At 41.5% G+C, this 26,284-nt stretch carries 16 protein-coding genes; 10 read left to right on the forward strand and 6 right to left on the reverse strand.

Features of this window, described 5'->3' with window-relative positions:
* Nucleotides 1-41 precede the first annotated feature (41 nt).
* Both A9J31_RS00115 and A9J31_RS00120 read right to left on the reverse strand, forming a co-directional pair.
* Nucleotides 42-3,812, reverse strand: coding sequence for a UvrD-helicase domain-containing protein (locus A9J31_RS00115; protein ID WP_067761251.1), 3,771 nt, complete (start codon nucleotides 3,810-3,812; stop codon nucleotides 42-44).
* Nucleotides 3,809-7,606, reverse strand: coding sequence for an exodeoxyribonuclease V subunit gamma (locus A9J31_RS00120; protein WP_067761254.1), 3,798 nt, complete (start codon nucleotides 7,604-7,606; stop codon nucleotides 3,809-3,811). The genes A9J31_RS00115 and A9J31_RS00120 overlap by 4 nt, the downstream gene beginning before the upstream one ends.
* Nucleotides 7,607-7,785: 179 nt before the next feature.
* Here A9J31_RS00120 and A9J31_RS00125 point away from each other — a divergent pair, with 179 nt between their 5' ends.
* Nucleotides 7,786-8,307 (forward strand): hypothetical protein, encoded by a 522-nt coding sequence (locus tag A9J31_RS00125; RefSeq protein ID WP_067761257.1) that lies wholly within the window; start codon nucleotides 7,786-7,788, stop codon nucleotides 8,305-8,307.
* Between the two features lie 71 nt (nucleotides 8,308-8,378).
* Here A9J31_RS00125 and pap read toward each other — a convergent pair whose 3' ends face one another.
* The gene (pap, locus tag A9J31_RS00130) at nucleotides 8,379-9,797 is read right to left on the reverse strand and encodes a polyphosphate:AMP phosphotransferase (protein ID WP_067761260.1); all 1,419 of its coding nucleotides are present in this window, start codon (nucleotides 9,795-9,797) and stop codon (nucleotides 8,379-8,381) included.
* Nucleotides 9,798-10,006: 209 nt separating this feature from the next.
* Between pap and A9J31_RS00135 the strand changes: the two genes are divergently transcribed.
* The 7 genes from A9J31_RS00135 (at nucleotide 10,007) to A9J31_RS00165 (ending at nucleotide 16,389) form a co-directional block, all read left to right on the forward strand.
* Nucleotides 10,007-10,720, forward strand: coding sequence for a DUF8198 family protein (locus A9J31_RS00135; RefSeq protein WP_067761263.1), 714 nt, complete (start codon nucleotides 10,007-10,009; stop codon nucleotides 10,718-10,720).
* A 227-nt stretch (nucleotides 10,721-10,947) separates the two neighbouring features.
* The gene (ubiE, locus tag A9J31_RS00140; protein ID WP_067761266.1) at nucleotides 10,948-11,892 is read left to right on the forward strand and encodes a bifunctional demethylmenaquinone methyltransferase/2-methoxy-6-polyprenyl-1,4-benzoquinol methylase UbiE; all 945 of its coding nucleotides are present in this window, start codon (nucleotides 10,948-10,950) and stop codon (nucleotides 11,890-11,892) included.
* A 16-nt stretch (nucleotides 11,893-11,908) separates the two neighbouring features.
* The gene (locus A9J31_RS00145) at nucleotides 11,909-12,577 is read left to right on the forward strand and encodes a ubiquinone biosynthesis accessory factor UbiJ (protein WP_067761269.1); all 669 of its coding nucleotides are present in this window, start codon (nucleotides 11,909-11,911) and stop codon (nucleotides 12,575-12,577) included.
* Between the two features lie 18 nt (nucleotides 12,578-12,595).
* Nucleotides 12,596-14,215: an ABC1 kinase family protein gene (locus tag A9J31_RS00150; protein ID WP_067761272.1), complete on the forward strand. Its 1,620-nt coding sequence runs from the start codon at nucleotides 12,596-12,598 to the stop codon at nucleotides 14,213-14,215.
* Nucleotides 14,216-14,405: 190 nt separating this feature from the next.
* Nucleotides 14,406-14,816: a hypothetical protein gene (locus A9J31_RS00155; RefSeq protein WP_150923055.1), complete on the forward strand. Its 411-nt coding sequence runs from the start codon at nucleotides 14,406-14,408 to the stop codon at nucleotides 14,814-14,816.
* Between the two features lie 104 nt (nucleotides 14,817-14,920).
* Nucleotides 14,921-16,000: a patatin-like phospholipase domain-containing protein gene (locus tag A9J31_RS00160; RefSeq protein ID WP_067761281.1), complete on the forward strand. Its 1,080-nt coding sequence runs from the start codon at nucleotides 14,921-14,923 to the stop codon at nucleotides 15,998-16,000.
* Between the two features lie 74 nt (nucleotides 16,001-16,074).
* Complete coding sequence (locus A9J31_RS00165; RefSeq protein ID WP_067761284.1) at nucleotides 16,075-16,389, forward strand: hypothetical protein; 315 nt, start codon at nucleotides 16,075-16,077, stop codon at nucleotides 16,387-16,389.
* Nucleotides 16,390-16,449: 60 nt separating this feature from the next.
* Here A9J31_RS00165 and A9J31_RS00170 read toward each other — a convergent pair whose 3' ends face one another.
* The 3 genes from A9J31_RS00170 to A9J31_RS00180 all read right to left on the reverse strand — a co-directional run bounded on the left by A9J31_RS00170 (nucleotide 16,450) and on the right by A9J31_RS00180 (nucleotide 23,290).
* A complete protein-coding gene (locus A9J31_RS00170) occupies nucleotides 16,450-18,636 on the reverse strand; it encodes a SulP family inorganic anion transporter (protein ID WP_067761287.1) in 2,187 nt (728 codons plus the stop codon).
* A 240-nt stretch (nucleotides 18,637-18,876) separates the two neighbouring features.
* A complete protein-coding gene (locus tag A9J31_RS00175; RefSeq protein WP_067761290.1) occupies nucleotides 18,877-20,844 on the reverse strand; it encodes a DUF2075 domain-containing protein in 1,968 nt (655 codons plus the stop codon).
* 88 nt (nucleotides 20,845-20,932) lie between these two features.
* On the reverse strand, nucleotides 20,933-23,290 hold the full coding sequence (locus A9J31_RS00180) for a Tex family protein (RefSeq protein ID WP_067761293.1): 2,358 nt from the start codon (nucleotides 23,288-23,290) through the stop codon (nucleotides 20,933-20,935).
* 336 nt (nucleotides 23,291-23,626) lie between these two features.
* Between A9J31_RS00180 and ompR the strand changes: the two genes are divergently transcribed.
* Complete coding sequence (gene ompR / locus A9J31_RS00185; protein WP_067761296.1) at nucleotides 23,627-24,391, forward strand: osmolarity response regulator transcription factor OmpR; 765 nt, start codon at nucleotides 23,627-23,629, stop codon at nucleotides 24,389-24,391.
* Between the two features lie 275 nt (nucleotides 24,392-24,666).
* Nucleotides 24,667-26,127: an ATP-binding protein gene (locus A9J31_RS00190; RefSeq protein ID WP_067761298.1), complete on the forward strand. Its 1,461-nt coding sequence runs from the start codon at nucleotides 24,667-24,669 to the stop codon at nucleotides 26,125-26,127.
* Nucleotides 26,128-26,284 lie beyond the last annotated feature (157 nt).

Genomic DNA, 26,284 nt, shown 5'->3' on the forward strand with positions numbered 1-26,284 from the left:
TATTGTTTTCATTTCATTATTTTGCTGGCCAAGGGATTTATTCACGCCTGAACCTCAGCTTTTGCACTTAAAATTTCATCTAATTTTTCAATGAATGCATCGTCTGGTTTCCAATAATGCACTCCTGCATTGCTTTGACCATCCATACCACGCAGGTATAAATAGCTCGCTCCACCCAAATGCTGTCGCATATTGTAATCTTTCATCACCACTTTTAAATAGCGATGTAGAGCCACCAAGTACAATGCAGCCTGTAGCCAATAACTAGAATGGCTCATGCTTTCACGTATATGCTGACTGTCATACTGCGCAGTAGATTCGCCTAAATAATTACTCTTATAATCGGCAATGTGATAACGCTGACCATCAAAATAAACCAAGTCAATTGAACCAGTTAGATAGCGTGCAGTAAACACATCATTCAAGTCTTGAATGTTCAAATCCGCTTCTTTTAAGCTTTCAAACAATGTACGAATTTTGCGGATTCCAAGTGCTCGATCCGCCAAACTCATGTGGAAATCCATTTCTGAACGGTATTCACCATCTTGCAATTGGCTCAAACTAAAGCCGCCATGCAGCGGTGTGTGAATGATTTGTGAATACCATTCGTGCATTAGATTCACTACATTTTCAATGTCTTGCTCATCATTCCCTGTTGGCCCCAATTGCTTAATCAGTTTTTGTAGCATGTGGGGCGAATCAAATTCCACATCACTTTTAAAACGGGTCGTAATGGATTGTGCCAAACGATCGTCAGGGGTACTGAATTTGACTTTTTCCATGAGTTTATGCAAAAAGCTTCCCGGCTTTGTGCCTTTTGGAAAGTTTTTCTTAATCCATGAAATGGGTTCAGAATGCGTTGCGATTTGCATTTCAGCCTGTTCCACTTCATCTGCCGCACTCTCATCTGTCTCGGTGATTACAGCTGCAAGTTGATCTCGCTGCGCATAAACTTTATGTTCAGTTCGCGTTAACGCAGTAAAGCTGGTTTTCTCTCGAGGGTAAAAATTTCCTACAGGTATCACATCTGCCTGTAGTGCTATGGTTTCTTCTTTCAGCAGAACCAGTTGATCCAATGCAGCTTTGAGCACTTCAGCCTCACAACTTTCATGATGATTGAAGGATGTCGCGGTTAACCCACGCCAAAAAGTTAGCCCTGAACGCTCGGCCGCTTGTTGCTTTTTCTCATCTGCTAAATGTCTAAGCACCGCATAAACCCGATAACTGGCACGGGTAAGCGCCACATACCAGAGGCGATGATGTTCTGCTTCATTTCGTGCTTCATGCTGCTGTCGGTCATCTTCAGGTAAATCAGAGGTTTTGACCGCAATCACGCGTTCAAGCCCAAGGCTTTTCTTCTGATTTTCCTTTAAAGAAAAATTCAGACTGCTTTTTTCACTTAAACCTGCATTGGCGCCTAACAGAAATACACAACCAAATTCCAAGCCCTTTGAGGCATGAATAGTCATGAGCTGCACACCTAAATTTCCCGTCAGTTTGCGCTCTTGGGTACTTTCATTATTAATGCCTAAATTAATCTGCCGAATAAACCACTGATACAGCTTATGCGCACCGGTGTAATGCTCACTTTGCTGACTCAATAATTCGGTCAGATGCCGCAGATTCACTACAGTACGTTCATTGTCACGACTTTGACCGGCTACCAACCGTGTCCACACTTGAAATAGAGTCATGCAGCTATTCCATGCGCTACGAAAACCTTGCTCATTCCAAATCAGGCGGATCTGTTCAAGCTGCTCAATTATTCGGGTTAAACCGTCAGGTTGCTGTTCTAATTCAACCAGTGCTTTTAAATCATAGCCCAATAAGCGACTCAGTAAGGCACGTTTCACTTTGGATTCTTGGTAAGGGTTTAAGATGGCTGTCAGCAATGCGGCAACATCTTGCGCTATTGCACTCTTATAAACGCTTTCACGAGAGGCTTTGTAGCAAGGAACGCCTAAATGTTGCAGCGCCTTTTGCACCTGTTCTAATTCAAAATGGTTTTGTCCCAATACTGCAATATCGTCCGCTTGCAGCGCCCGAGCACCAGATTTTTCCTGAAAATATAAGTGTCCCTGCTGTGCCTGATTAAGTAAGGCTTGTATTTGCCAAGCCACTTGATCTGCTTCATTCGAGTCTTCTTCAAGCTGTAACCAACGTAGGGGCTGTGGATTGACTTGTTGATGATCAATTAAGGGGGGATGTTCACGTTCACCGGCTTGGATTGGGGTGTATTCGACCTGTTCACCAAAGTCCATCTGCCGATGAAACAAGGCATCAACCACTTCCACCAAGTTTTTCACTGAGCGATGGTTTTTATTTAAGGTATAACAACATCCACCCTTGGTTTGTATGTCATGTCGTGCTTTGCGATAAGTCAACATGTCACCACCACGGAAGCCATAAATCGCCTGCTTGGGATCTCCAACCATAATCATACAACCTTGCTGTAAGCGCGTTTTTTCCCGCCAAATACTCGACAGCATGTCATCTTGATCTTGGTTGGTATCTTGGAACTCATCCACTAAAATCAGAGGATAACGAGCCAAGACATGTGCAGCAAAGCTATCTTTCCCTGCTGCTGAAGTCTGTTGCAATGCATCCGACAAAGTCCGGATTTGCTGAGAAAATGTGGTTTCACCTGCTTGCTGAAGAACTTGTGGTAGACGCTTTTTCACTTCCTGCGCCAAATAGAAATTCAGATATTGTTCCACTTGATTGAGATGATCAAACGCTTCAATAAAGGCACGAAGTTGCTGTACAAACACATGTTGATAAAACGTGGTTTGCACATTCGGTTGTTCCTCAACGACTTTGTCTTTAAAAGCACGATCCTTCCAAAATTTTTTGGTAGGATCAAAAAACAACTTACGAACACCTTTTACAATCGATTGCAAGGAAGTCGTTTCTGCAAGGACAGCTTGGCTTCCCTGCTGTTCAAAATGTTGCAAGAAGGTTGGTAATTCCGTATTAAATAGCGTGAAAAAAGAGCCTTTAGTAAATCGTTTCGCTTCGACATAATTTTTATATTCGCTATTAGCATCAAAACAGCCTGCTAACTCCTCTTTGGCTTTTGGCAACAATTGCACCAATTGTTGACAGATATTTTCAAAATGTAGCAGCGTATTTTCAGGTAATTCAGGTACGCGCAAATCAACTGAAGGGAAATTTAAGCTTTCCTTCACCACACTCAAATAATAGTCTGGCCCTTTGAGCTGATTATTCAGCATCAAATACTCAATTAAGTGTACAGGCTGCTGCTGTATCCAATCACGCAATAAATCGTGGATTAAACGCTCAATATGCAGGTCTTCATCATCACTAATTTGTACCTGTTCAATACGACCACTTTCAAAAGCAAACTCACGTAATAACTTTTGGCTAAAACTATCGAGCGTACCGACAAACAGCTCTTCATACTGTTGTAGTACTACATTTAAACGATGATATGCATAGTCTAAATGATGCCCATGATCTTTTAATACCTGCTGATACAATGGATCGCTAATCGTTTGCTGTAAGGTTTGTAATTCAGACGCAGAAGTGGCCAGTAGCCCATAAATAAAATCACGGGTTTCTTCTATGCGTAAACGAACACGTGCCTTTAATTCAGCTGTAGCTTTACGGGTAAATGTCGTCGCAATCACCTGATTTGGCAGATATCGATCGAGAAAAATACGCACCATTAAGCTTGATAAGGTATAGGTTTTACCAGTCCCAGCTGAGGCTTCAATCCAATGCAGACCAGTGAAATGCATATCCGCAATCGGGTTGATCGAAACGTTGATATTGTGCTGCGGCATATTCATTTTTTACCCTCAGGCTTAATCAGCTCTAGTTTTTTCACTCCATCCTGTTCACCATCCATGACCTGATATAGGCGTTCAGCATAGTATGTGCTGGACAATTGAAATAATTCATCCGCTGCCTGCTGCTGTAAAATAAAGCGCCAATCGCGATGGTGACAATTGGCTTCATCAGATTCTAGCTCAATACCAAAACTATGATTATTCAGCCATTTATCTTGTAGTTTTTGCAGATTGTCTGGAATAACCTGTCCATTTTCATTTTCTACCCAGTGGGTCTTTTCTTGACGAATCAGTGCCGCAGGCAGTATCACAGGCCGTTTTTGTGCATGTCGCCACAAACCAAACCAACTTGCTAATTGCTGTTTGGCTTGTGCAGAACTCAAGCCATGACAGATGATGGTTTTATCATTACAAATCACCTCACGGACGTATTGCGCCCCATCTTCACCTAAGTCCAAATAACTTAGCCAAAGTAAATATTCCAACCACGTTTGGGTTTGGCGCTTCGGCTTGGCACTCGAGGCCATGCAACTCAACCAAAGTGTTGCATGCTGATCTTCAGGTACTTGAATACTTAAGAGTAAATTGTCCTCAATATTTAAGTTTTGCTGTGTGGTCGCAGTGATCTGACGACCATCCAAACGCTGCACTAATTGCGCTTGCTCTGCTAAGCTAATTTTCCATGTACCTGTGCGGGTATGTCCGACAGGCAGCACATCTTGGAACAACGCAATATTTGGCTCAATTCTGCCGTCTGTTTCATCATCTGTTTGTGTTGTGGTATGAAGTACTGCATTGGGCTGAACATAATGTTTTTGTAGTAGTTCACGCACATGATATTGCTGCAATTTATCGAGCAATAGAGGCTCTTGCTGCGGCAATTGATCACCCGTGTAAACACTGGCCACCCCAAGTGTTTTCAGGTACAAACGTGCAGGAAATACTACATCTTTAATCCACTCCTGCCCATCCAACACTCGTATTTCAGTATCTTCCACGACTGGATAATCACGGTTAATCCAAGGCTGACGTGGGCCAGCGCTGTGCTGAATTTGCTCCGCCACCGCAAACCATTGGTCTTGAAAACGTAAACTTTTACTTGGCTGAAAACCTTTCGGATCAAACGGTTGTAAGGGATGAACGTGATAGAGCGCTTCAAGCTGCTGAGGTATCCGTAAGCCCTCTAAATCCAGCATAGCTTCATGCGGCTGATCTAATGTTTGAGGACAGATCATCTTGGCTAAAAATTGGCTAAATTCATATAAAACCGAAGACGGCTCACGGCTTTCACCATCATTGACATCGAAGCCGTTATAGAACAGCCAGAGTGACTGCCGTGCAAATAATAAGGCGTCTAGAAATGCACCCTTATCGTCTTCTAAGCGTGAACGATCACCCAATACCGGTTTAAGCAATTCCATCAAATCAAAAGGCACTTGCTGATCACGGCGTGGAAACTTGCCACTATCCATATTCATCAAGACCACCAAGTCATACGGTACTTGGCGCACTTTACCAATATCGGCAAAAGTAACTGATCCGGTCGGTTCAGCCTGCTCAGCCGAAGCCTCTAAACTTTGCTGTATTTCTTTTAAAATCAGCATCAAAGGCAAATCAAAACTCTCTGGCAATGAACCCACTTTTTCACTTTGCGCATTATGTAGTCGCTGTATCACTGCGCGTAATACTTTACGAATATCCTCAAAAGCACGGCCACCTGTTTCAGCAAAAGGCTTCAAATCTGCATCTAAATGTTCAAGCCACTGTTGCACTGAATGACATGGCAATGTTGTTGCCTGTGGATTTAACCACTCTCGACGTTCTGCAATATCTTGATAAATTTGGATAAGTGTCTGCACCAATTCAAAGTCGGCACTTAAAACGCCTGCAAAACTCAAGGTGCCAGCAAAAACCATATGCTGCGGAATCGCCACTCCCAAAACCAAACGATCTAAGGCAAATTTAAAGGTGTAGCGATAGTCCTGATCATTTTCAGCCAAATACGCCTGCATATGCTGTTCGTCTAAGCCACGACGGAAACCAGCATTGATCAACAATTCCATCATGCGTTCCATTTGTACATGATCGAGTTGATAATAATGCTGTACCGCATTTAAATTCAGCCAATCGTGAAAGTCTTCAGCGCTAAATCGCCCTTGGCTAATTTCAATACGCCCAACAAAAGCTTGCCACGCATTATTTACATCTTGGCTAATCACCCCAGCAATTTTCACTGGAATATATGGCAAATCTTGAGCCGTGCGTGCAATACCACGGGTCGTTGAAAACACCGTACGAATATGCGGTTCCAGCTCTTTTAAATTCGGCACCAAAATCAAAACATCGCTCGGATGACGAGGTGCTTCAGGTGTTCCTGCTGCCAACCATCGTACCAATTGGTCTCGCAACACTTCCAGTTGACGCAAACTAGAATGACAAACATGGAATTGAATGGATTGATCTTCTTGCGCTAAAGCATAGCCATGTTTTTCTGGCTCTTGCAAAGTCATAATGTCATGCTGAATCTGCCCCAGTAATGTATTGGGTTCATCTTCAGGAAAAACATCTTCCCAACCTTCACCACCTGACATATTCACCAATAAGGAAAAATTATCACGCGCACGCTTACCTAAACGGGTTAACAGCGAATGTTGTGACTCACGTAGCTCTGCATTGGTGGTATTTAAATAGGCTTGGATTTGTTCCGTCGTCACCTTAGGGTTTCGCTCAATATAACGCTGCTGTAATTTCAAGTTATAGCGGTCTTTCCACACCGGATCGACCATATCTGCCCAATATTCACGCGATGGGTTGAAATAAAGTAAGTGAACTTCTGTGAACTCACCAAGTCGATACAGAAATTTCAACTGTGCAGGCGGTAATTCCAAGGTGGTAAAAACAAAAATTTGTGCAGGTAAGCCATTATAGGTTTGGTGACGTTCATCATCTTCATCGACAGAACCATCCCCTAAAGAGAACTCCAATTGCTGCTGATGATGGTATTTAGCTTGGTGTAGCGCCTGCCAAAATTTGTTATCAATCTCAAAGCGATCATTAAAGTCTTTTTGGAACAATGCATGCCAAAGCCAGCGTTGCCATTGCTCTAACTGTGCCGCTTGAGTCGGTAAATATTCCGCTGCTTGATCAGGCTTAAATCCAGTTAATTGCAATACATCGAGTGGCTTATTTTTTGTCCACGCACTGAGCCAATCGGTATCACAATGTGGACACACCCATGTTTCTACACCTTCATCTGGGGTATGAATACAACTGCCACGATAGGTTGCATAGTTTGTAAATAATCGTGTGACTTGCGCTGCAATCCAATACAGCATTTCCTGACGTTTACTTTTTCGTTTATTCAGATCGGATAAATTGGCGCTATTGTCATACACACGTTGCAACAACACCTGTAAATCGGCAGGTGTATTTGCGGTGTCCAGGCTATCCGATTGAATGAATTGCGCTAAGCCATGATAAATACGCCACTGCATAATTAAAGGCGGCGTGTTAATCCCCTTAATCCGCTCACGATCTTGTTTGGTCGGTAGCGCCCACTCATAGGCTTTCCACTGTAAGCCTAAAATTTTGCGGTGATGCTTGATATTGGCACTGATGCTGATTTTTTCTGAAATCTGCTGTTCTAGCCACGTGGCAATAGCTTGATCGGGGACAACAATATGGCGCTCTTGTAAGACAGACAGCGCATTGGTTGATTGCTGGGTTTTGAGCTGATCGATCAGACAATCCACCAATACTTCGATGCGCTGACTTTGAATTACGTGTATTGCCATGTTTTACCTATACCGCCTACGTGACCAACTACTACAAAATAACAATGATTATTTACTATACATCTTCGACTGTCTATGCGACTTTGACAAGACAATAGATTGCAAAAAATGCTTTTAAACAAGTATCTTAATGATACTTTATGAGAAAAAAACCAATATTGCTTTAAGGGTATCTGCTTATGAAAATAGACAACATTCCAGAATCAATTGATCCCACCCTAAATCTGGAAATTATTCGTGCCGAATGCCTTGAACTCGTCAAAAAACGTGCTTACTTTTCTGCAGGCGCTGCGATTATTCCTGTGCCATTTTTAGATGTGGTGATTGACGTTGGCATCTTGTCACAGTTAATTCCAGAAATTAACAATCGCTTTGGTTTAGCACCTGAACAAATCAGTGTCTATGACCCCAAAACCAAACAAATTCACTGGAGTGAGCTACGTAAACGTGGTGTCGAGTTCTCTGGTCTCGTGGTTGCACGAACTGCCATGAAGAAATCACTCAACAATATTGCAGCGAAGTACATCACCAAACAAGTGACGAAATTTATTCCACTCGGCGGCCAGGCCATAGCAGCCACTTTGGGCTATATTGTGATGAAAAAAGTCGCTGAAACCCATGTTGAAGAAAGCTACCAACTGGCTAAACGCATTCAACAAAAATTTCCAAATCAACCGACACCCACCCCACAAAATGGCTAAGACGGATAGATCGATTTAACAATATAAACCCCGCCATGTGCGGGGTTTATATTAAGTGTACACGCTTCAACTTAATCCGCTTTTAATTGCTTTAAAATGGTTTGCAAAATTTCTAAACGAGCACTGTGTTTATCATTGGTCGAAACAATATGCCATGGCGCATATGCAGTATTGGTTCGCTCAAACATATCAGCCGCGGCTTTCAAATAATCATCCCACCGCTCGCGGTTACGCCAATCATCTGGAGTAATTTTAAAACGCTTATGTGCTGCTTCCTCACGTGCTTTAAAACGCAGCGCCTGTTCATCTTTACTAATGGCCAACCAAAACTTTATGACCACCGTTTGACTGTCAAATAAGTCCTTTTCAAAACGATTAATTTCATCATAAGCGCGTTGCCATTCCACATCGTTAGCAAAGCCTTCAATTCGCTCAACCAAAACGCGACCATACCAACTGCGGTCAAAAATAGTGATCTTTTCTTCTGGCAAAATTTTATTCCAAAAACGCCATAAATATGGTCGACGCAACTCATACTTTTCAGGTGCGGCGATAGTGTGAATTTCATATTCACGAGGGTCGAGTTTTTTCACAATGCGCTTAATTGCCCCACCTTTGCCGGCTGCATCCATGCCCTCAAATGCAATCACCACATTGCGGCTATCAAAGCGTAACGCTTCAGCAACTTTACGACTGAGCTTTTTCAGTTCCTGCTTATAGGCTGCCGCATCAGCAACTTCCGTACTGGGTTGTAATAATGCTTCAGGAATTTTCGCTTGTTTCCAACGCCCGACTGCTTTGTTCGGATGCACTGGACAATGCTTCAACGTCGTTAAAATATGCTGCGCAAATTGCTGATCACGCACCTGCTCATCTTCGCAATCAATGATTATCCAATCGTTCGTAAATCGCTGACGTAAGCGCTGTAAATTGTCATACTGTTTTTTATTACGCCAGTCTAAGCTATGCAATTTATGCCAACGCGCTTCGCTTGGGTCCATATCATCCAAACGCTTCTGCAACGATTTCCAAGACAGATCAAACCAAATCTTAATCACATCGACATTGTTATTTTTCAGGTCTTGTTCATACGCTCGCATATTTTCAACATAGTCATCAAATAGCGTTTCATCCAAGGGCTTAGAAACATGCATGGCGGTACTGAGCAAATCACTGTACCAATTGCCAAACAGCACCATAATCTGCCCTTCTGCAGGAATAAAACGTGCGTAGGACTGCCAAAAGGTTTGTTTCTGATTAAACATAACTGGTGCATCGGCTTTTACCCGCAGGTAACGTGGATCAACCCATTCACGTAGTTGTTTAACAGCTTCACCTTTACCCGCCAACTCAATTCCACTCACTAAAATCAGTACACTTTTCGCATTCGGCTGACGACTGGTATTTTTCAATTGATACTGGGCTTCAATTAAATCAACAGAGAGTTGTTCTTCATCCATTAATTGAAATTCTGTTTCTTCTTCGCGCATGATTAACCTGTTTATTTTCGTTCTGATTTCAGTATAACCACGCCTTTAAATTTGCAACAATGCATTTCATGTCAAATTAAGTACGCCTAAACTGGCTATTTCTGCAACAAACTGACCCAGTTTGTATCGCTCTTTGATCAGTTTGCCATAGCAGGAAGCCGAAACACCTACTAAGATTCATTCATCTGAAAAAATAATTGAGACACCGAATGTCCAAACTTGCGGTACTGGATGATTTACTTGAATTGTATTACCAATTGAATTATCACAAAAAGCCAGAAATTTTAGCGCGTTTACAAGATGTGCAGCAGTGGCAAAAGCAGCGTATGCAACACACCCATGCCAAACAATTTGCAGAAAAGCACAATGTGTTAATGTCGGAATATTTTATTAATCGTTTATATGGCGGCCCCGACTTCGATGCGTTAGCACAACAGATTGCACGTCTGACCCGCTATGCACACAAAGCAGAAAAACTCATTCCTGATAACGCCATTAAAACTGGCACATCTGGTGTGCAATTGGCCATTTTAGCGGTGCAATTAGATGAGCAAGTGGCAATGCAACTGTTAGAAGATTATCCATCAAATCCCCCCTTAACAGATGAGATGATGCGCCTTACCTATTTAAAGTTAGATCAAGGAAAAGACCGTTTATTACAATTACAATTGCTTGATGATTTAGGTCGTAACCTCGATAAATATATGCGTTCATTTATGGTTTATACAGCGTTCAAAATGTGTAAAGGTGCAGCCAGCAAATACAACTTTGAAATCATGTATGACTTTATGCAAGACGGCTTCCTTGCCATGAAACCACTGAAGTCCGCAGAAAAATTTGTCCGTGAATTTACCGCGGTAGAACGTCAAATTGTTCAGCGTGTGCATGCTGGTGATCCAAACCCGTTTCGCCCTGCGGCATAAGGCAAAATGCCTGCACTTTGGCGCAGCATGGGTTATGCTAAGACGCAAAGTGCAGCAGTAGAATTCAGATTTTTTATAGGGGATTTGCAAAGCAATTACAGCAGATCCTTATTTTTTCTGTATATTATTCATAACAAATGCAATATGACTGCTGTATAAGCACAGAGAATCTGTCATCATGCTTGCAAAGCAACATTAACCCTATTTATATGTTAGGAGTGACTCTAATGTCTAACGAGAATCAAACGCCCGCCCCTACACCTGAGTCGGCACAAAATACAGACAAAGCGAGTCCATTCTTAACTGAGCCATTACCACAAGGGACAGCACAAGGTCAGCAACAATCTTTAGAACAACGCCTGACCGATACGCCTGTGACTGGTTCAGTACCTAAATACAATTTGCCACGTGGTGCTAATACCGGCAACGTCGGTGCAACAACGCACTTCGGCTATCAAACCGTAAACAGTGAAGATAAAGCACAAAAAGTAGCTGAAGTTTTCCACTCTGTTGCAAGCAAATACGACATCATGAATGACTTAATGTCATTTGGCATTCACCGTCTTTGGAAACGTTTTGCCATTAATATGTCGGGTGTTCGTCGTGGTCAACACGTGCTTGATATCGCAGGTGGTACTGGTGACTTGGCTAAAGTCTTCAGTCGTGAAGTCGGCCCAACAGGTCATGTCGTACTGTCAGATATTAATGAATCAATGTTGAATGTTGGTCGTGATCGTCTAATTGATGCTGGCTGTACCAATGTTGATTTCGTTTTGGCCAATGCTGAAACGCTAGAACCATTTGCAGACAACAGCTTTGACCTATTGACTATTTCATTTGGCCTACGCAACGTGACAGACAAAGATGCTGCGCTTGCAGCCATGTACCGCGTGCTTAAGCCAGGTGGTCGCTTATTGATTTTAGAGTTCTCAAAACCTGTGTTTGAGCCATTCTCAAAACTCTATGACATGTACTCATTCACTGCGCTACCAATTATGGGCAAGCTGATTGCAAACGATTCAGAAAGCTATAAATACCTTGCAGAATCTATTCGTATGCATCCAGACCAACGCACCCTGAAAGGCATGATGGAAAATGCCGGTTTCCAAAACTGCGACTACCACAACTTAACAGGTGGTATCGTTGCGGTACACCGTGGTTTCAAACTTTAATACCGCAGGCTGAACTATGTGGTCGATTCTAGCACTCGGTGCAGTTGAACGATTAATTCATCATGTAATTGATTTGGATGCGATCACCCGCATCCAACTCAATGAATTGCAAGGCAAAATGCTGCGTGTGGTAATCGACTCACCACAGCTATCAGTGGATGTATTCTTTGACCAAGAAAAAGTTCGCTTAGAACCTACACCAACAGGCCATACTGAAGCCGCATCCATCTTCGAACAGCGTCCGTTTGAACAGCAAAAGCAAATTACAGAAGCCACAGCGACGCTGCATGTCAAAACCGTGATTGAATTGTTAAAACTGCTGTTAGCTGAAGATGTTGGCAATATTCCACTGCAAGGTGATTATCACTTATTGCAAGATATTCAGCGCATCATGCAGCAAGCTGAACCGGATTTGGCTGCACATTTAAGTCCATGGATTGGCCCGAGCCTTGCTCATGAAATTGGCAAGCTGCAACTTGCACCGAAACATCTTAAACGTACTTTACAAAGCCATTTGTTCTTTGCTGAAGACGCATTAAAAGAAGATTCAGGCTTGCTTGCCCCACGCTGGCAGATGGACGACCTGAATCAAGACACCCGTATTTTGAATCAAAATTTAGACCGTGCAGAAGCTAAAATTCAGCAACTGCAAAATCAAATTGATTCCTTACAAGACAACATTTAAGACTAGGTAATTACATATATGATTCCGCACGTTTCACGTTTACTCGACCTTTGGCGCATTGCCGCGCACTATAGACTCGACACGTTGTTTCCTGCGGAAGAATTACCTGAAAAAGCCCGTCATATTCTGTCCATCATTCGCATGCACCCTGCGGCATGGTCGAGCCGTGAGCGTAAAAATCCGCTCAAACTCAAAGAAGCGATGGAAGAAATGGGCCCGCTTGCGATTAAGCTCGGACAGCTTTTATCGACCCGTCGTGATTTGATTCCACCCGAAGTTTTAAAACAGCTTGTTTTATTACAAGATCAAGTCAAACCATTTGGTAATGATGTCGCAAAAATGCGTATTCAAGAATCACTCAAGGCCGATGTAAATACCTTGTTTGCCCGCTTTGACGAACAACCGCTTGCTGCTGCATCGATTGCTCAAGTGCATACCGCAGCGCTGCATGATGGTCGTGAAGTTGTGGTCAAAGTGACCCGTCCGAATATTCGCAACCAAATTCTGCAAGATTTTGAAATTTTAGAATGGCTGGGCCAGTTCCTAGAGAAACGTTTAGAAGCAGCACGCGCATTACATTTATCTGAAATTATTCAGGACTATCGTCAAATTATTTTGAATGAATTGGATTTGACTTTAGAAGCAGACAATACCCGCCGTATGCGTCATTACTTCACGGGTTCAAGCATGATGTATGTGCCTGAAGTCTATATGGACAGCCGTGATGTGATGGTTGAAGAACGCATTACCGGTGTGCCAATTTCAGATATTGCGACTTTTGACCGTTTGGGCATGGATCGTAAAGATTTGGCGGAAAAAGGGCTGACCATCTTCTTTACCCAAGTGTTCCGCGATAACTTCTTCCATGCGGATATGCATCCGGGTAACGTGTTTGTTGAAACTATTAATCCAAGTAATCCACGCTTTATTGCATTGGACTGCGCGATTATGGGCGAGCTGTCGAAGCACGACCAAATGACCGTTGCACGCATGTTGCTTGCAGTGATGAACAGCGACTTTATGCAGCTGATTCAAATTGTGCATCAAGCGGGTTGGATTCCACCGGGTACAGATCAAGATGCTTTGGCGCGTGAAATGCGCCGCACCGTCGGGCCAATGGTTTCTAAACCAATGCACGAACTGGACTTTGCCGGCATCCTGATTCAAGTGATGGATATTGCCCGTCGTTTCCATCTGGAAATTCCACCACAATTGATGTTGTTGCTCAAAACTTTGGTACATGTAGAAGGCTTGGGCACAGACCTTTACCCTGAATTAGACATTTGGAGTTTGGCTAAACCAATCTTGACGGATTGGATTAAAGCCCAAATGAATCCGCAGAAAAATCTTAAAGAACTCGGACAAAAAATTCCTGACCTGTTACTCGGTGCACAAGATTTACCAACCTTGATGATTGATAGCCTCAATGGCTTGAAAAATCAGTCGGCATGGCATGCAAAACAACTCAATGAACTACAAAGCATGCGTCTACAAGTGGAACATCAGCAAAAGCGTAGTTGGGTATTTGGCAGCATCATGGCAATTTTCCTATCGATTGCCATTATCTCGCCGTGGTATGTTTCGATTGTTTTAATTGTACTTTCAAGCATATTAGCTGTGTGGCGTGTATTTAAATAAAATATTCTAAAATGTCTCGGAAAATCACTTAAAATAGTGATTTGAATATAGACATAAATTTGCTTCAATCTGTTTTGCGCCTTGATAAATCAAGGTGCAATACCAGGACTCTAAAATCACTTCAAAACGTTTAAATACTTATTAACTTTAAAAAAATTAGAAACTTTAGAATCAAGATCGCAGGTTAACTATGGCATACAGTTATTTAGGGGTGCTGTATGGTCGAAATCCACTCAGAGCGTGCGCCACTGCATTGCTATATAGTTTTTCGACCCTGCTTGATGTATTCGTCCATTTGAATATGTATCTGTCCTTGATTGCATGGCAACCTGCACTCAATACCACCATGTATCGAATGCAGCACAGTTCAGCTTTTTGGTGGATCATTCTCTTTAACCTGCTTCCCTGCTTATTCCTTGTTTTTTTGCCACAGCACAAACTCATGTCGGGGTTAAATTATTGGTTATGTGCAGGCACAGTCTTTTTTATCCTTAATCTATTTATGTGGGCAGTATTTCCGATGGCTACTTGGGTGATTGTCTGCTTGAGCCTGTTTCAACTCCATCGACATAACGAACTTTTATTACAACAGCGCTATTAAACACATCTACATGACTGATAAGTCATGAGTGGTAAGTTTCAGCCATTGGGCCAATTTTAAAAGCGACTAAAATAACTGTACGACTGTATTTTTAGTTTGCTGCCATGACCCAAATTTTGCATAAAAGACCACCTTCGCTGAATATCCGTGCTGGCCACTTAGCACGTCAGTTGATAGAACAAGAAGGCTTACAAGCATCACAAGTTGATATTATTCCTGGTGCGGCGGGTGGCCCAAAAGGTATTGGCATTCAAGGCTTAGATCAGGCGATATTTGCTGACTTTTTACCACGTGCAGCACAGAAACGTACTTTAATTGGTTCATCTATTGGCAGTTGGCGTTTTGCCAGTATTGCGGCATGGGGCGCAACTGAAGGCACAAAGCGCTTGTCTGAGCTCTATACCCACCTACACTTTCATAAAAAAATGAGTCGTCAAAAAGTGAGTGATATTTGCCGTGGTATGTTGATTGATCTCATTCAAGGCAAAGAAGGCGAGTTGGTCAATCATCCTGACTATCATCTCACCGTCATTTCTGTCAAAGCTCAACATATCTTCCAAAGTGATAAAGCTTTGCCTTTACTGGCCTCGGTTGCAGGGATTGTCGGTACGACTGCCGTAGCCCGTAAGCACAGTCGTCACTTTATGCAACGTGTAATTAGCCAACCACAATCAGGTCCACAATTTAAAATTGATGATGATGGCTTTACTACACACTATCACTCGCTTACACCAGACAGTGTCACGCCTTGGCTGATGGCTTCAGCATCCATTCCAGGTGTCATGGCCGCAATTCGTGACATTCCAGATGCTCCACAAGGCAGTTATAGAGATGGTGGCTTAATTGATTACCACATAGATTTACCCTTCCAAAGCCAAGGCATAGTATTGTATCCACATTTTACTGACAGCATTACACCGGGCTGGTTTGATAAATTATTTAAACGTCAGGCTAATCCTGACAATCAAGCACGTACCCTTTTACTCTCGCCATCACAGGAATATCTTGCAAGCTTACCGTTAGGTCGTTTACCTAACCGTAAAGACTTTACCCTCAAAGGTTTAGACAACCAGCAACGTATTCAGATGTGGAATCAATGTGTTGCTGAAAGTCAGCGTATGGGCGATGAATTTTTAGAAATGGTTGAAAAGCAGAATTTCCCTGCGTTTATGCAAGCACTTTAAGCGTTACAGTATTCTGTACAAATGGGCGTTATAATACCGTTAGATTATTTAGGTCAGTATGTTAGTTAAGATTTATGCGGATATTTTTAATTGTTTTGCAGTATGCCTGCGTCGCTTTTGCACTCTTCCTTGGCTATCAAGTTTCTACAGCTCTCATCAGTGGTCAATACGATTTAATGGAAGTCGTTGCCGATGTAGGTACAATTTTAATCTGTATTGATTTAGCGGTGTTTCTCTTCACTTCTAATGCGAAACAAGGCATTAGTATTGAAGATTATGCGAAACAACTAGAGCAAACCCCTTCTAAATTGGTTTATGTTACCCGTAAGATGGGGCATTTCGGTATTTTACTGATTATTACCAGTTGGATTGTTCCGATGATTCGGTAGGTCTCAATGATTCAATAAAAGGATCATCGCTTCATGCTGATGATCCTTTTTTTATCGTGGCTAATTTTCACCTAAAAAATTAACTCGACCAGTTTTTACGTCGTAAACCGCACCAACTATTGCTACTTTGCCATCTTCAACCATCTGACCTAATACTGAGCTATTTTCTAAGATATAACGAATATTGTAGTGCACGTTCATTTGCGTGACTTGCTCTAAAAATGCCGGACTAAGTTGCCGTGGCTGTATTAACTCTGCGGCACGTGAAACGGACTCATTCAAAGGCCCTAAGACATACTGTATATGTGGCATTTTCGTCAAACTCTGAATCGATTGACCAGCTAAATGCAGTTGGCAGGCACTTGTAACAGCACCACAGTCTGTATGCCCTAATACCATTATGACTTTCGCTCCTTTCGCTTCACACGCAAATTCTAGCGAGCCTAGTACTTTCTGCCCTGCGACATTTCCAGCAATTCTTAAACTAAATAAATCACCAATCCCCACATCAAAAATCATTTCCGTCGGAGCGCGTGAATCCATACACCCCAGAACGGCTGCAATCGGATGCTGACCATCTTCAGCAGTTACACGAATTTGGCGATAGATATCGCGCTGCAACCGCTCATTTTGTACAAAACGCTCATTACCAGCTTTTAATAACGCAATCACATCTTGCGGACTTAAACGCTTTTGTAATGCAGCCGTACTAATATCAATATCAAGAACTGACTCTTGAGCATCAGCATAATGTGCTTTGAAACCAATCAATCTGACGTCAATTTTCCGTCGTAACGCAGTTTCCTGCTGATATTCTTGTATTAAATGGAAAATATCTGCATCCATATCATTTACATGCGTCGCATCAATAACGAGTTTTTCACCTCGATGAATATGCTCTAACGCTGAAATTAAAGCAGAACGATTTAAAAAGCTGACCTGCGAAGGTAATTCAATACGTGTAATAAAACCATGTAGATGATGCTCTTTATAGACTTTCAAGCCTTTATTAAAATTGCCATACAAAATGAAAGCCGCGCTACAACATAGACCGATCAAAATACCCGTCAATAAATCAGTCGCTAAAATTGCACCTAAGGTAATAATAAAAGGTAAAAATTGTTTTATACCCTTACTATATAGCTGCTTATACAACTTTGGATGTGTCAGTTTAAATCCAGTCAAAATCAATATCGCAGCAAGTGCAGATAGTGGAATCATATTCATGATCGGAACCAGACACAGCACTGCTACCAATAGCAATACACCATGAATTATTGCAGAACATTTAGTTTTCGCCCCCGCACTTGCATTGACTGAACTACGTACAATCACTGAGGTTAAGGGCATACCACCTATTGCTCCTGAGACCATATTTCCTATGCCTTGTGCCCACAATTCTCGATTTGGCGGCGAAGAACGTTTTTGTGGATCAAGTTTATCTGCTGCCTCTAGATTTAATAAAGTTTCCAAGGAAGCCACAACTGCTAAAGTAATAGCTCCGGTATAAATCAGTGGATTATTCAATGCCGTCCAATCAGGCAAGATGAGTGCACTCTGCGGGTTATCCCAAAGGTTGGGTAACTGTATTAAATTAGCGCTATCAATTGCCCATGTAGATCTCATTATCACCCACAATGCATTGATGATAACAGCACATACCACGGCAAGTAATGCTGAAGGTAAGATCCATTTTTTTAATGGTGTTTGATCCCATAGCAGCATAAGTCCAAGGCTCACCACACCAATCAACGCAGCGCCTTTATCCCATTGCAGATTTAGATTGTTCTGCTGCACAAGTGCATTCCAAGAGAAATTACTTAAACCTAGCAAATATGGAATTTGACTAAAAATTAAGATTAAACCGATGGCTGCTAATAAACCTAAAATCACATTATTAGGAATAAAATTGGCAAAGAAACCAAGCTTAAATAAACCAAAGACAATTTGAATGAGTCCAGCCAGCATGACAGATAATAAAAAGGCAGCATAATTGCCGCCAAGGAGTTCCAATTGAACTAAAATCACTGCTGTTAAGCCTGCCGCTGGACCTGCGACGCTAATATGTGAACCACTCAGGAAACCCACAAGAATGCCTCCAACAATCCCGGCTATTATTCCTGAGATAATGGGAGCACCTGAAGCAAGCGCAATACCTAAGCACAATGGTAAAGCCACTAGAAATACGACAGCACCTGATAAAAAATCTTTTAAATGAAACCTCTGAATGAATATTTTGGAAGTCATAGTTAACCGTTTATAATAAATGTGAAAAATTAGATTTAAAAAATAATGGCCTAAAGCTTTGTAACCGCGTTATGGCGAGAACAATATTGTCGGACAATCCAATTTTTAAAAAGGTAATATTTATAGACTTATTGTGTGATTTTTATACTTTATTGCTAATCTTAAGATTAGACTCATATATCATCGCTATGGCACTTATATAAAAAAACCTCCCATTAGGGAGGTTTTTAACAATTTGAATTAAATCTCATCAAACCCACATTGTTTTAAATATTGATAAGTACTGTCGTATAAAACTTGTGGTCGAGTCCAATCGTTCTGATCAGCTTTAGGTAAGTAAATCACCATACCTTGTCTGGCTCTGGTCAATAAAACACGATAAGCATTAAGCAAATATTTTTGTTTCTCGACCTGTTTTATATTTTGCCATCGACTCCCTTTAAACGCTTGATATTTCCAGGCTCGATCAAAATACAAATTAATATCCCAAGCAACACAGCTGTAATCAATTTCTAAGCCTTGTACATCAAACTCCGTTGCAACATCCTCTAAATAGTATGCGGAGCGTACATCATTCACTGGATTCAAAAACCAATCTGCAGGTGTAATTTTATTTTTTACATCAATCCCTTCAGCTTTTAAACGCCGGCCACCAGAACTCGCTATTAGACCAAAACGCTCAGAACCTTTGGCCTTATCCCTTATCCATTTTTTAGCAACACTCAAGTTCCGACATAGCATTATTGGATAATGCTGAAACATGGTTTGATAAATTGCTTTAGCAGCTTCGGCCTCACCTTCTAAAACATGTTGAATCAACTGTGAAACTTGCTCACTGCGAAATGAGCGAACAGAAACGTTAAGATGTAAATCTGCCTCATTTATGCCATTCTCTTTAATCCATTTTTGGTGATCTGGATTTGTTAAATACACTTTTTCTTTTACGATTTTATCGGAAAAATAGAGCTGCCAATCTGGATACAAACGTTTTAATGCAGCCAACCACTCAGAAACTCCAGCTTCCCCTGTATTAATTTCCTGCCCACCACCAATTAAGCAAACGATCACACACCAATCTGTATGCCGATCCATTACACTGATTAAAAATTCTGGCTCAGACATTGAAAAATTATCGATACCCTTTTTTTGCTTCATAAAATTAGACACTTGTTCCTTTTGCCAAGCCCTTTGTGCTTCATCAAAAATCACAACTTTTTCAATAGGAACCTCATCTGACTTCAAATAATGGTCTCGAAAATGATGTATGTTTTGAATAAAGGCTTTAGTTTCGCGTTCCGCATCAGAACGTGTCTTTTTTTCTGTGCTTAATTTCGCATGTTCAACCGTATTACGAATTAATGCTTCCCTGAGCACATCCACTAATGGTCCATTTCCAGATAAAAAAACAGAGTGTTCTTCCTCATCAACTTTTAAACGTTGATTAGCAATATTTAAACCGGCCAATGTTTTCCCAGCTCCAGGGACTCCTGTTAAAAAGCAAATTGTTTTCTGATTATTTGTCTTTGCATCTTCAATAATATGTTCAATCTTTTTTGAAGTAATCGCTAAGTTTTTAGTTCCCGCATCACTTCTTGAAATTTCATCTACTGTATGTCCCTGATAAAGTGCTTGAGCAGCTTCAATAATTGTTGGTGTCGGTTTATAACGTGATTGCGCCCACTCAAAAGGATTTAACTTTCTTGAACTTGAAAATTTATCTAGAGCCTCTTTAATCACGGCATATAAATTTTGTGCATTGCAACATAAGGTATCCTCTAACCTAGATACAGCTAACCAAGATTGTTCGCAACTTTCAGCCTGAGTTGATACTAAAAGCGGTATTACTTTGTGCAAATGGCTGCCTTCATGGAAGTTCAGCAAATCTAAGCAGTAATCAATTGTCTGAGTCTTAGCATATTGAGGATAAGCTTTTTCGCCCACTTTAAATTCAATGACAAAAATTAGATCACGTATTAAAAGAATGTTATCTACGCGCTTTCCCATCCGAGGAATTGAGAACTCAAAAAATATCTCTCCTTGTTCAAGCGAGCCAAACTGCTGCTTTAAAACCTCAATCTGTTTTAACCATGCATTCTTTTGCAAATCTTCTAAAGCAAACGCATGATGCTGTGCCAAAGCCCCCAAAATTTCATGCTCATTCTTTTCTAAAAACTGTTCTACTGAGCTCTGAAAATAACTTCTCAACATATGAATATTCAAATTTATTATGCATTTAATAAATTTCATCTTACATAAAAAAACCTCCCATTAGGGAGGTTTTTTTAGAACTTAAAGATTACTTCGAACCTTTAATCCCTGCTTGTAATAACAATGCACCCAAACCACCAATTTTGTTTTCTTGTGGTTTAGCCGCTTGATGTTTCTTGCCTTGTGGGCGGTCGCCTTGAGGACGAGACTGCTGTGGACGTTTCGCATGTGGCTTACGCTCACCGCGTTGCTCTTGCTGTGCATTATCACGACGTGGTTGACGTTGTGGTTTTGCCGCAACAGCGCCTTCAGCACGCATCGACAAGTTCACACGGTTACGTTCAACATCAACGTTTAACACTCGAACTTGTACAATTTGACCTGGTTTCACCACTTTATGTGGATCTGCCACAAATTCATTTGCAAGCTCTGAAATATGAACTAAACCGTCTTGGTGAACACCTACATCAACAAATGCACCGAAGTTGGTTACATTAGTAACCACACCTTCAAGCTGTAAACCTTCCGTCAATTGACCAACTTCAGTAATGTCTTCACGGAATTTAGCCGTGCGGAACTCTGGACGTGGGTCACGGCCTGGTTTTTCAAGTTCAGATAAAACGTCTTGAATTGTCGGTAGACCAAATTGGTCATTCACAAATTCTTCGGCGTTTACTTGGCGAATAATTTCAGTATTACCAATAATATCTTTGACTGTGGTTGCTTTCGCTGCCACAATTTTTTCTACTAAACCATAAGATTCAGGGTGAACAGCAGAAGCATCAAGTGGCTCAGAACCATCTTGAATACGCAAGAAGCCTGCTGCTTGTTCAAAGGTCCGCTCGCCTAAACGAGGAACTTTTTTCAAACTTTGGCGGTTGTCAAAACGACCATTTTCTTTACGGAAATCCACAATTTGCTGTGCAATTGATTTATTCAAACCCGCGATATAACCCAAGATTGCAGATGATGCTGTGTTCACATCTACACCAACTGAGTTCACGCAGTCTTCAACTACTGCTTCTAGTGTTTTTGCTAAACCTGTTTGGTTCACGTCATGTTGGTATTGACCTACACCAATCGATTTCGGATCAATTTTAACAAGCTCCGCCAATGGATCTTGTAAACGACGAGCAATCGACACTGCACCGCGAATAGATACATCTAGCTCTGGCAATTCTTGAGATGCCAATTCAGATGCTGAATAAACAGATGCACCCGCTTCAGAGACAGACACACGAATCAAATTCAAATCCGTATTCGCAGCCATCATTTCAGCCACAACCGCTTCAGTTTCACGGCTTGCAGTACCATTACCAATCGCAATTAATTCAACATTGAATTCGCGGCAAAGGCGCGCAAGTTCAGCAACTGAACCAGCTTTATCTTCTTTCGGGGCAAACGGGTAAATAGTGCTGTGTGCAAGTACATCACCTGATGCATTCACAACGGCCAATTTCACACCCGTACGGATACCAGGGTCAACACCCAGAGTGGTACGCGCGCCTGCTGGTGCAGAAAGTAATAAATGACGTAGGTTTTCAGCAAATACATCCATCGCTTCAGCTTCGGCAGCCAAACGTTTTTCAGTCAATAATGAATGCTCAATAGCAGGACGTACTTTGCCCAACCAGAACAGTTTTGCTGTTTGTTTTAAGAAATCTGCGCGTGCTTGAGGCTGTGCAGTTTCAACATTGTATTCAGTTTCAATACGTGCCAATGGTGCATCATCTTCACCATCGACTTTTAAGCCTAAGACATTTTCTTGACGGCCACGTAGCATCGCCAATAAACGATGTGACGGCACTTTATTTAAGCTTTCAGAAAAATCGAAGTAATCACGGAATTTTTTACCAACTTCTTTTTTCTCATCACTTGCCACTAAACTTTTTAACATTGCTGTTTTTGCAAATGTTGCTTTGAGTTCAGTAGTCAATGGAATATTTTGCGCCCATTCATCAATTAAAATGTGTTGAATCGCATCAAGTTGACTTTCAACATCTGCATAATCTTCATGGCTAAAGCCTGCCAAAGCTTCCGTAGGATCGATCGCTTCATTAAAGATTTTTTCAGCGATTGGGCCTAAACCTGCTTCTTTTGCTTTAAATGATTTACTGGTACGTTTTGGACGATACGGTGCGTAAATTTCTTCTAATGCATTTTTAGTTTCTGCTGCATTTACTCGTGCAAGTAAGTCATCAGATAACTTGTTTTGTTCTTTTAGAGACTCAATCACTTTCTCACGACGATCGAATAAATCACGCAGGTAGGCAAGACGTGTATCAAGCTGACGTAATTGAGTATCGTCCAAGCCTTGCGTCACTTCTTTACGGTAACGAGCGATAAATGGAACACTGGCACCCTCATCAATAAGCTTGATGGCAGCTTCAATTTGATTTGGACGTACGGCAATTTCTTTTGCCAACTGCTGAACTAAGTCAGTCATCGTATTAGATCCCTGCAAGGATAAGTTCTAAAAGCCATGATTATAAAGACCAAGACCATAAAATCCACAATTGTTTTTATAAATTTATGCGTGGTTTTTATTGCCAATCCATAGCAATGACACATTTTTTTACTAAACTGACTATGAAACAGCAAATTAGCGAATCCAGCGTACAGAACTTAAACCGCTTAACATGTATACATTTGGTATCTATGTCTTGATTTTAACTGCAATATTTGTTGCTTTAGAGCATAGTAAATTTATATAAATGAATCGTATACTCAAGTGAAATCTACTTTTTGTTTACGATGACAATAAAGAATAAAGGAGCACGTCATGAGTTTAGTTGTACCTGCTGAAAAAACAGATGCCGTACATGCCGAAACCGACCGAGTTGAACGCATTTTGGTTGTCGATGACGACGTTCGTCTGCGCACGCTCTTACAACGCTTCTTAGAAGATAAAGGGTTTGTGGTTAAAACCGCACATGATGCGACTCAAATGGATCGTCTGTTACAGCGCGAACTTTTCTCTTTGATTGTGCTTGACTTCATGTTACCCGTTGAAGATGGCTTAAGTATCTGTCGTCGCTTACGTCAATCAAATATTGATACACCTATCATTATGTTGACTGCACGTGGCAGTGACTCAGACCGTATTGCCGGTTTAGAAGCTGGCGCAGATGACTATCTACCTAAACCATTTAACCCAAATGAACTTTTAGCACGTATTCGTGCGGTATTACGTCGTCAAGTACGTGAAGTTCCTGGTGCACCAAGCCAGCAAATGGAAGTGGTTTCATTCGGTCCATGGTCACTGGATTTGTCTACCCGCACATTAACACGTGAAGGCCAAGTGGTAACGTTAACGACCGGTGAATTTGCGGTTCTTAAAGCTCTCGTTCAACACCCACGAGAACCACTCACCCGTGACAAACTAATGAATCTTGCACGTGGTCGTGAATGGGGTGCAATGGAGCGTTCAATTGACGTTCAAGTCTCTCGCCTACGCCGCTTGGTGGAAGAGAACCCTGCCCGCGCTCGTTATATCCAAACCGTATGGGGTGTAGGTTATGTATTTGTTCCAGATGGTGCGGAATAAGATTAAACAAAGATAAATGTCGCTAACACGACGGAGTCTTTTCATTAAACCTAATAGATATGCAATAACCTGTGGTTCGCCTTACTTTTGTTTCGGCAAAAGTAAGCAAAACCATTGTCATCCGCAAAACTCGTCCATTTTCTGCACATAGATAAAATCATCGCAGAAACTTTATATATTAAACACCTCCTGCCTCAAACAGTTGCGGATGACCTGAGCGCGTATCGGACATGGTTTATGGTTCTAACACTTTAAATTTTGCTCTAGGATAATACGTGAAACTCGAACCAATCGACCCACAGGAATTTACCGACTACGTTGCCTACTCCGAAAAAAAACGGACACATTGGGAACGCTTCCTCGATAAAATTAAACCTCGTTCGGCAGCCATGCGCACCACCGTATTGGTCTTGTTTGTGGTGTTTTTTAGCCTGTTCATGTCTTTATGGTTCTTCTGGCGTACACTTTACCTCCCTGAAATTCAACAACATGCACGCTATTTAGCAGTTGAATTGGAAATAATTAACAACCCCGATCTACGTATTTTTCACAACAATGCCGAAGTCGATGTCGATGACTGGATGCGTAATCGTGTTGGCATTGAATATGTCACCGATCCTAAAGAGTTTCCGAACGTTAAAGACAAAGTTATTGCTGAATTCTTTACCAATCAAATTGAGAAAAAATTAGCCAAGGAAATGCGTATTGACAATGCCACCGTGTATTTCCAATTTAAGCCCGACCCACGCATTTGGATTCAAACACCCGAAATGAACGGGAACTGGGTCCGTGAACCATTAAAAACCTATGCGAACTATAGTGCTGAACTAATTCTCGGATGGTTACTCGGAATTCCGCTGATTGCTGCCGCGATTATTTTAACTTTAGTGCGTCAGCTCAACCGTCCACTCAAACGCTTACAAGATGCCGCGAATAGCTATAGTAAGCATGGCACTGCACCATATTTAGAAACCAACCATGGCCCACAGGAAATTCGTGAAGTTAACCAAGCCTTTAATCACATGGTGTATACCTTAGAGCAGACAGAACGCGACCGCCGCATTATGTTGGCCGGCATTTCTCATGACCTACGCACCCCACTGACACGCATTCGACTCAGCGCAGAAATGATGCCCGATGATGACTTCTTAAAAGAAGGGCTGATTTATGATGTTGAAGATATGGATGCCATTTTGAATCAATTTATTTCATATATGCGTGATGGTTCAGATGAAACGCCTCAAGATACCGACTTAAATGCAGTACTACAGGAATTAGTCATTCAATTTAAACCATTGGATATTCGTTTTGAGCCACAGGATTTACCAATTATTCAGGCACGAACCCTGTCTTTAAAACGTTTAATTGGTAATCTCATTAATAACTCGAAGCGTTATGGTGCCGAACCGATTGAACTATCAACCGAATATGAAGGCGATCATATTAAAATTCGTGTTGCTGATCATGGTGAAGGGATTCCTGAAGATCAAATTGAAGATTTAATGCAACCTTTTGTACGTGGAAATGATGCTCGAACCATCCAAGGAAGTGGTCTAGGTTTAGCCATTGTAAAACGAATTGTAGACATCCATTCTGGTGAACTTTCAATTCACAATCGTGCCGAAGGTGGACTAGAAGCGATCATTTCCTTACCAATCAATAAATTAGAAAATGATGAAATTTTAAACAACAGTCCATTAGAAAAAATCAAACAAACTTTGACTGAACGCTTTTAACAAGCGTTCAAAAAAAAGACAAACGATTTTGTTTAACGATTAACCGTTGTATTTTTTTACTTTAATAATCAATCAAATAAAAACCATAAAAATATCTTATACCCACATTTTTTCAAAAAATTAGACCTTAGCCTAACAGGTATGCAAAATGGCTTTT

Origin of the sequence: Acinetobacter gandensis, assembly GCF_001678755.1 — a bacterium.
In the GTDB taxonomy this organism is placed as follows: Bacteria; Pseudomonadota; Gammaproteobacteria; order Pseudomonadales; family Moraxellaceae; genus Acinetobacter; species Acinetobacter gandensis.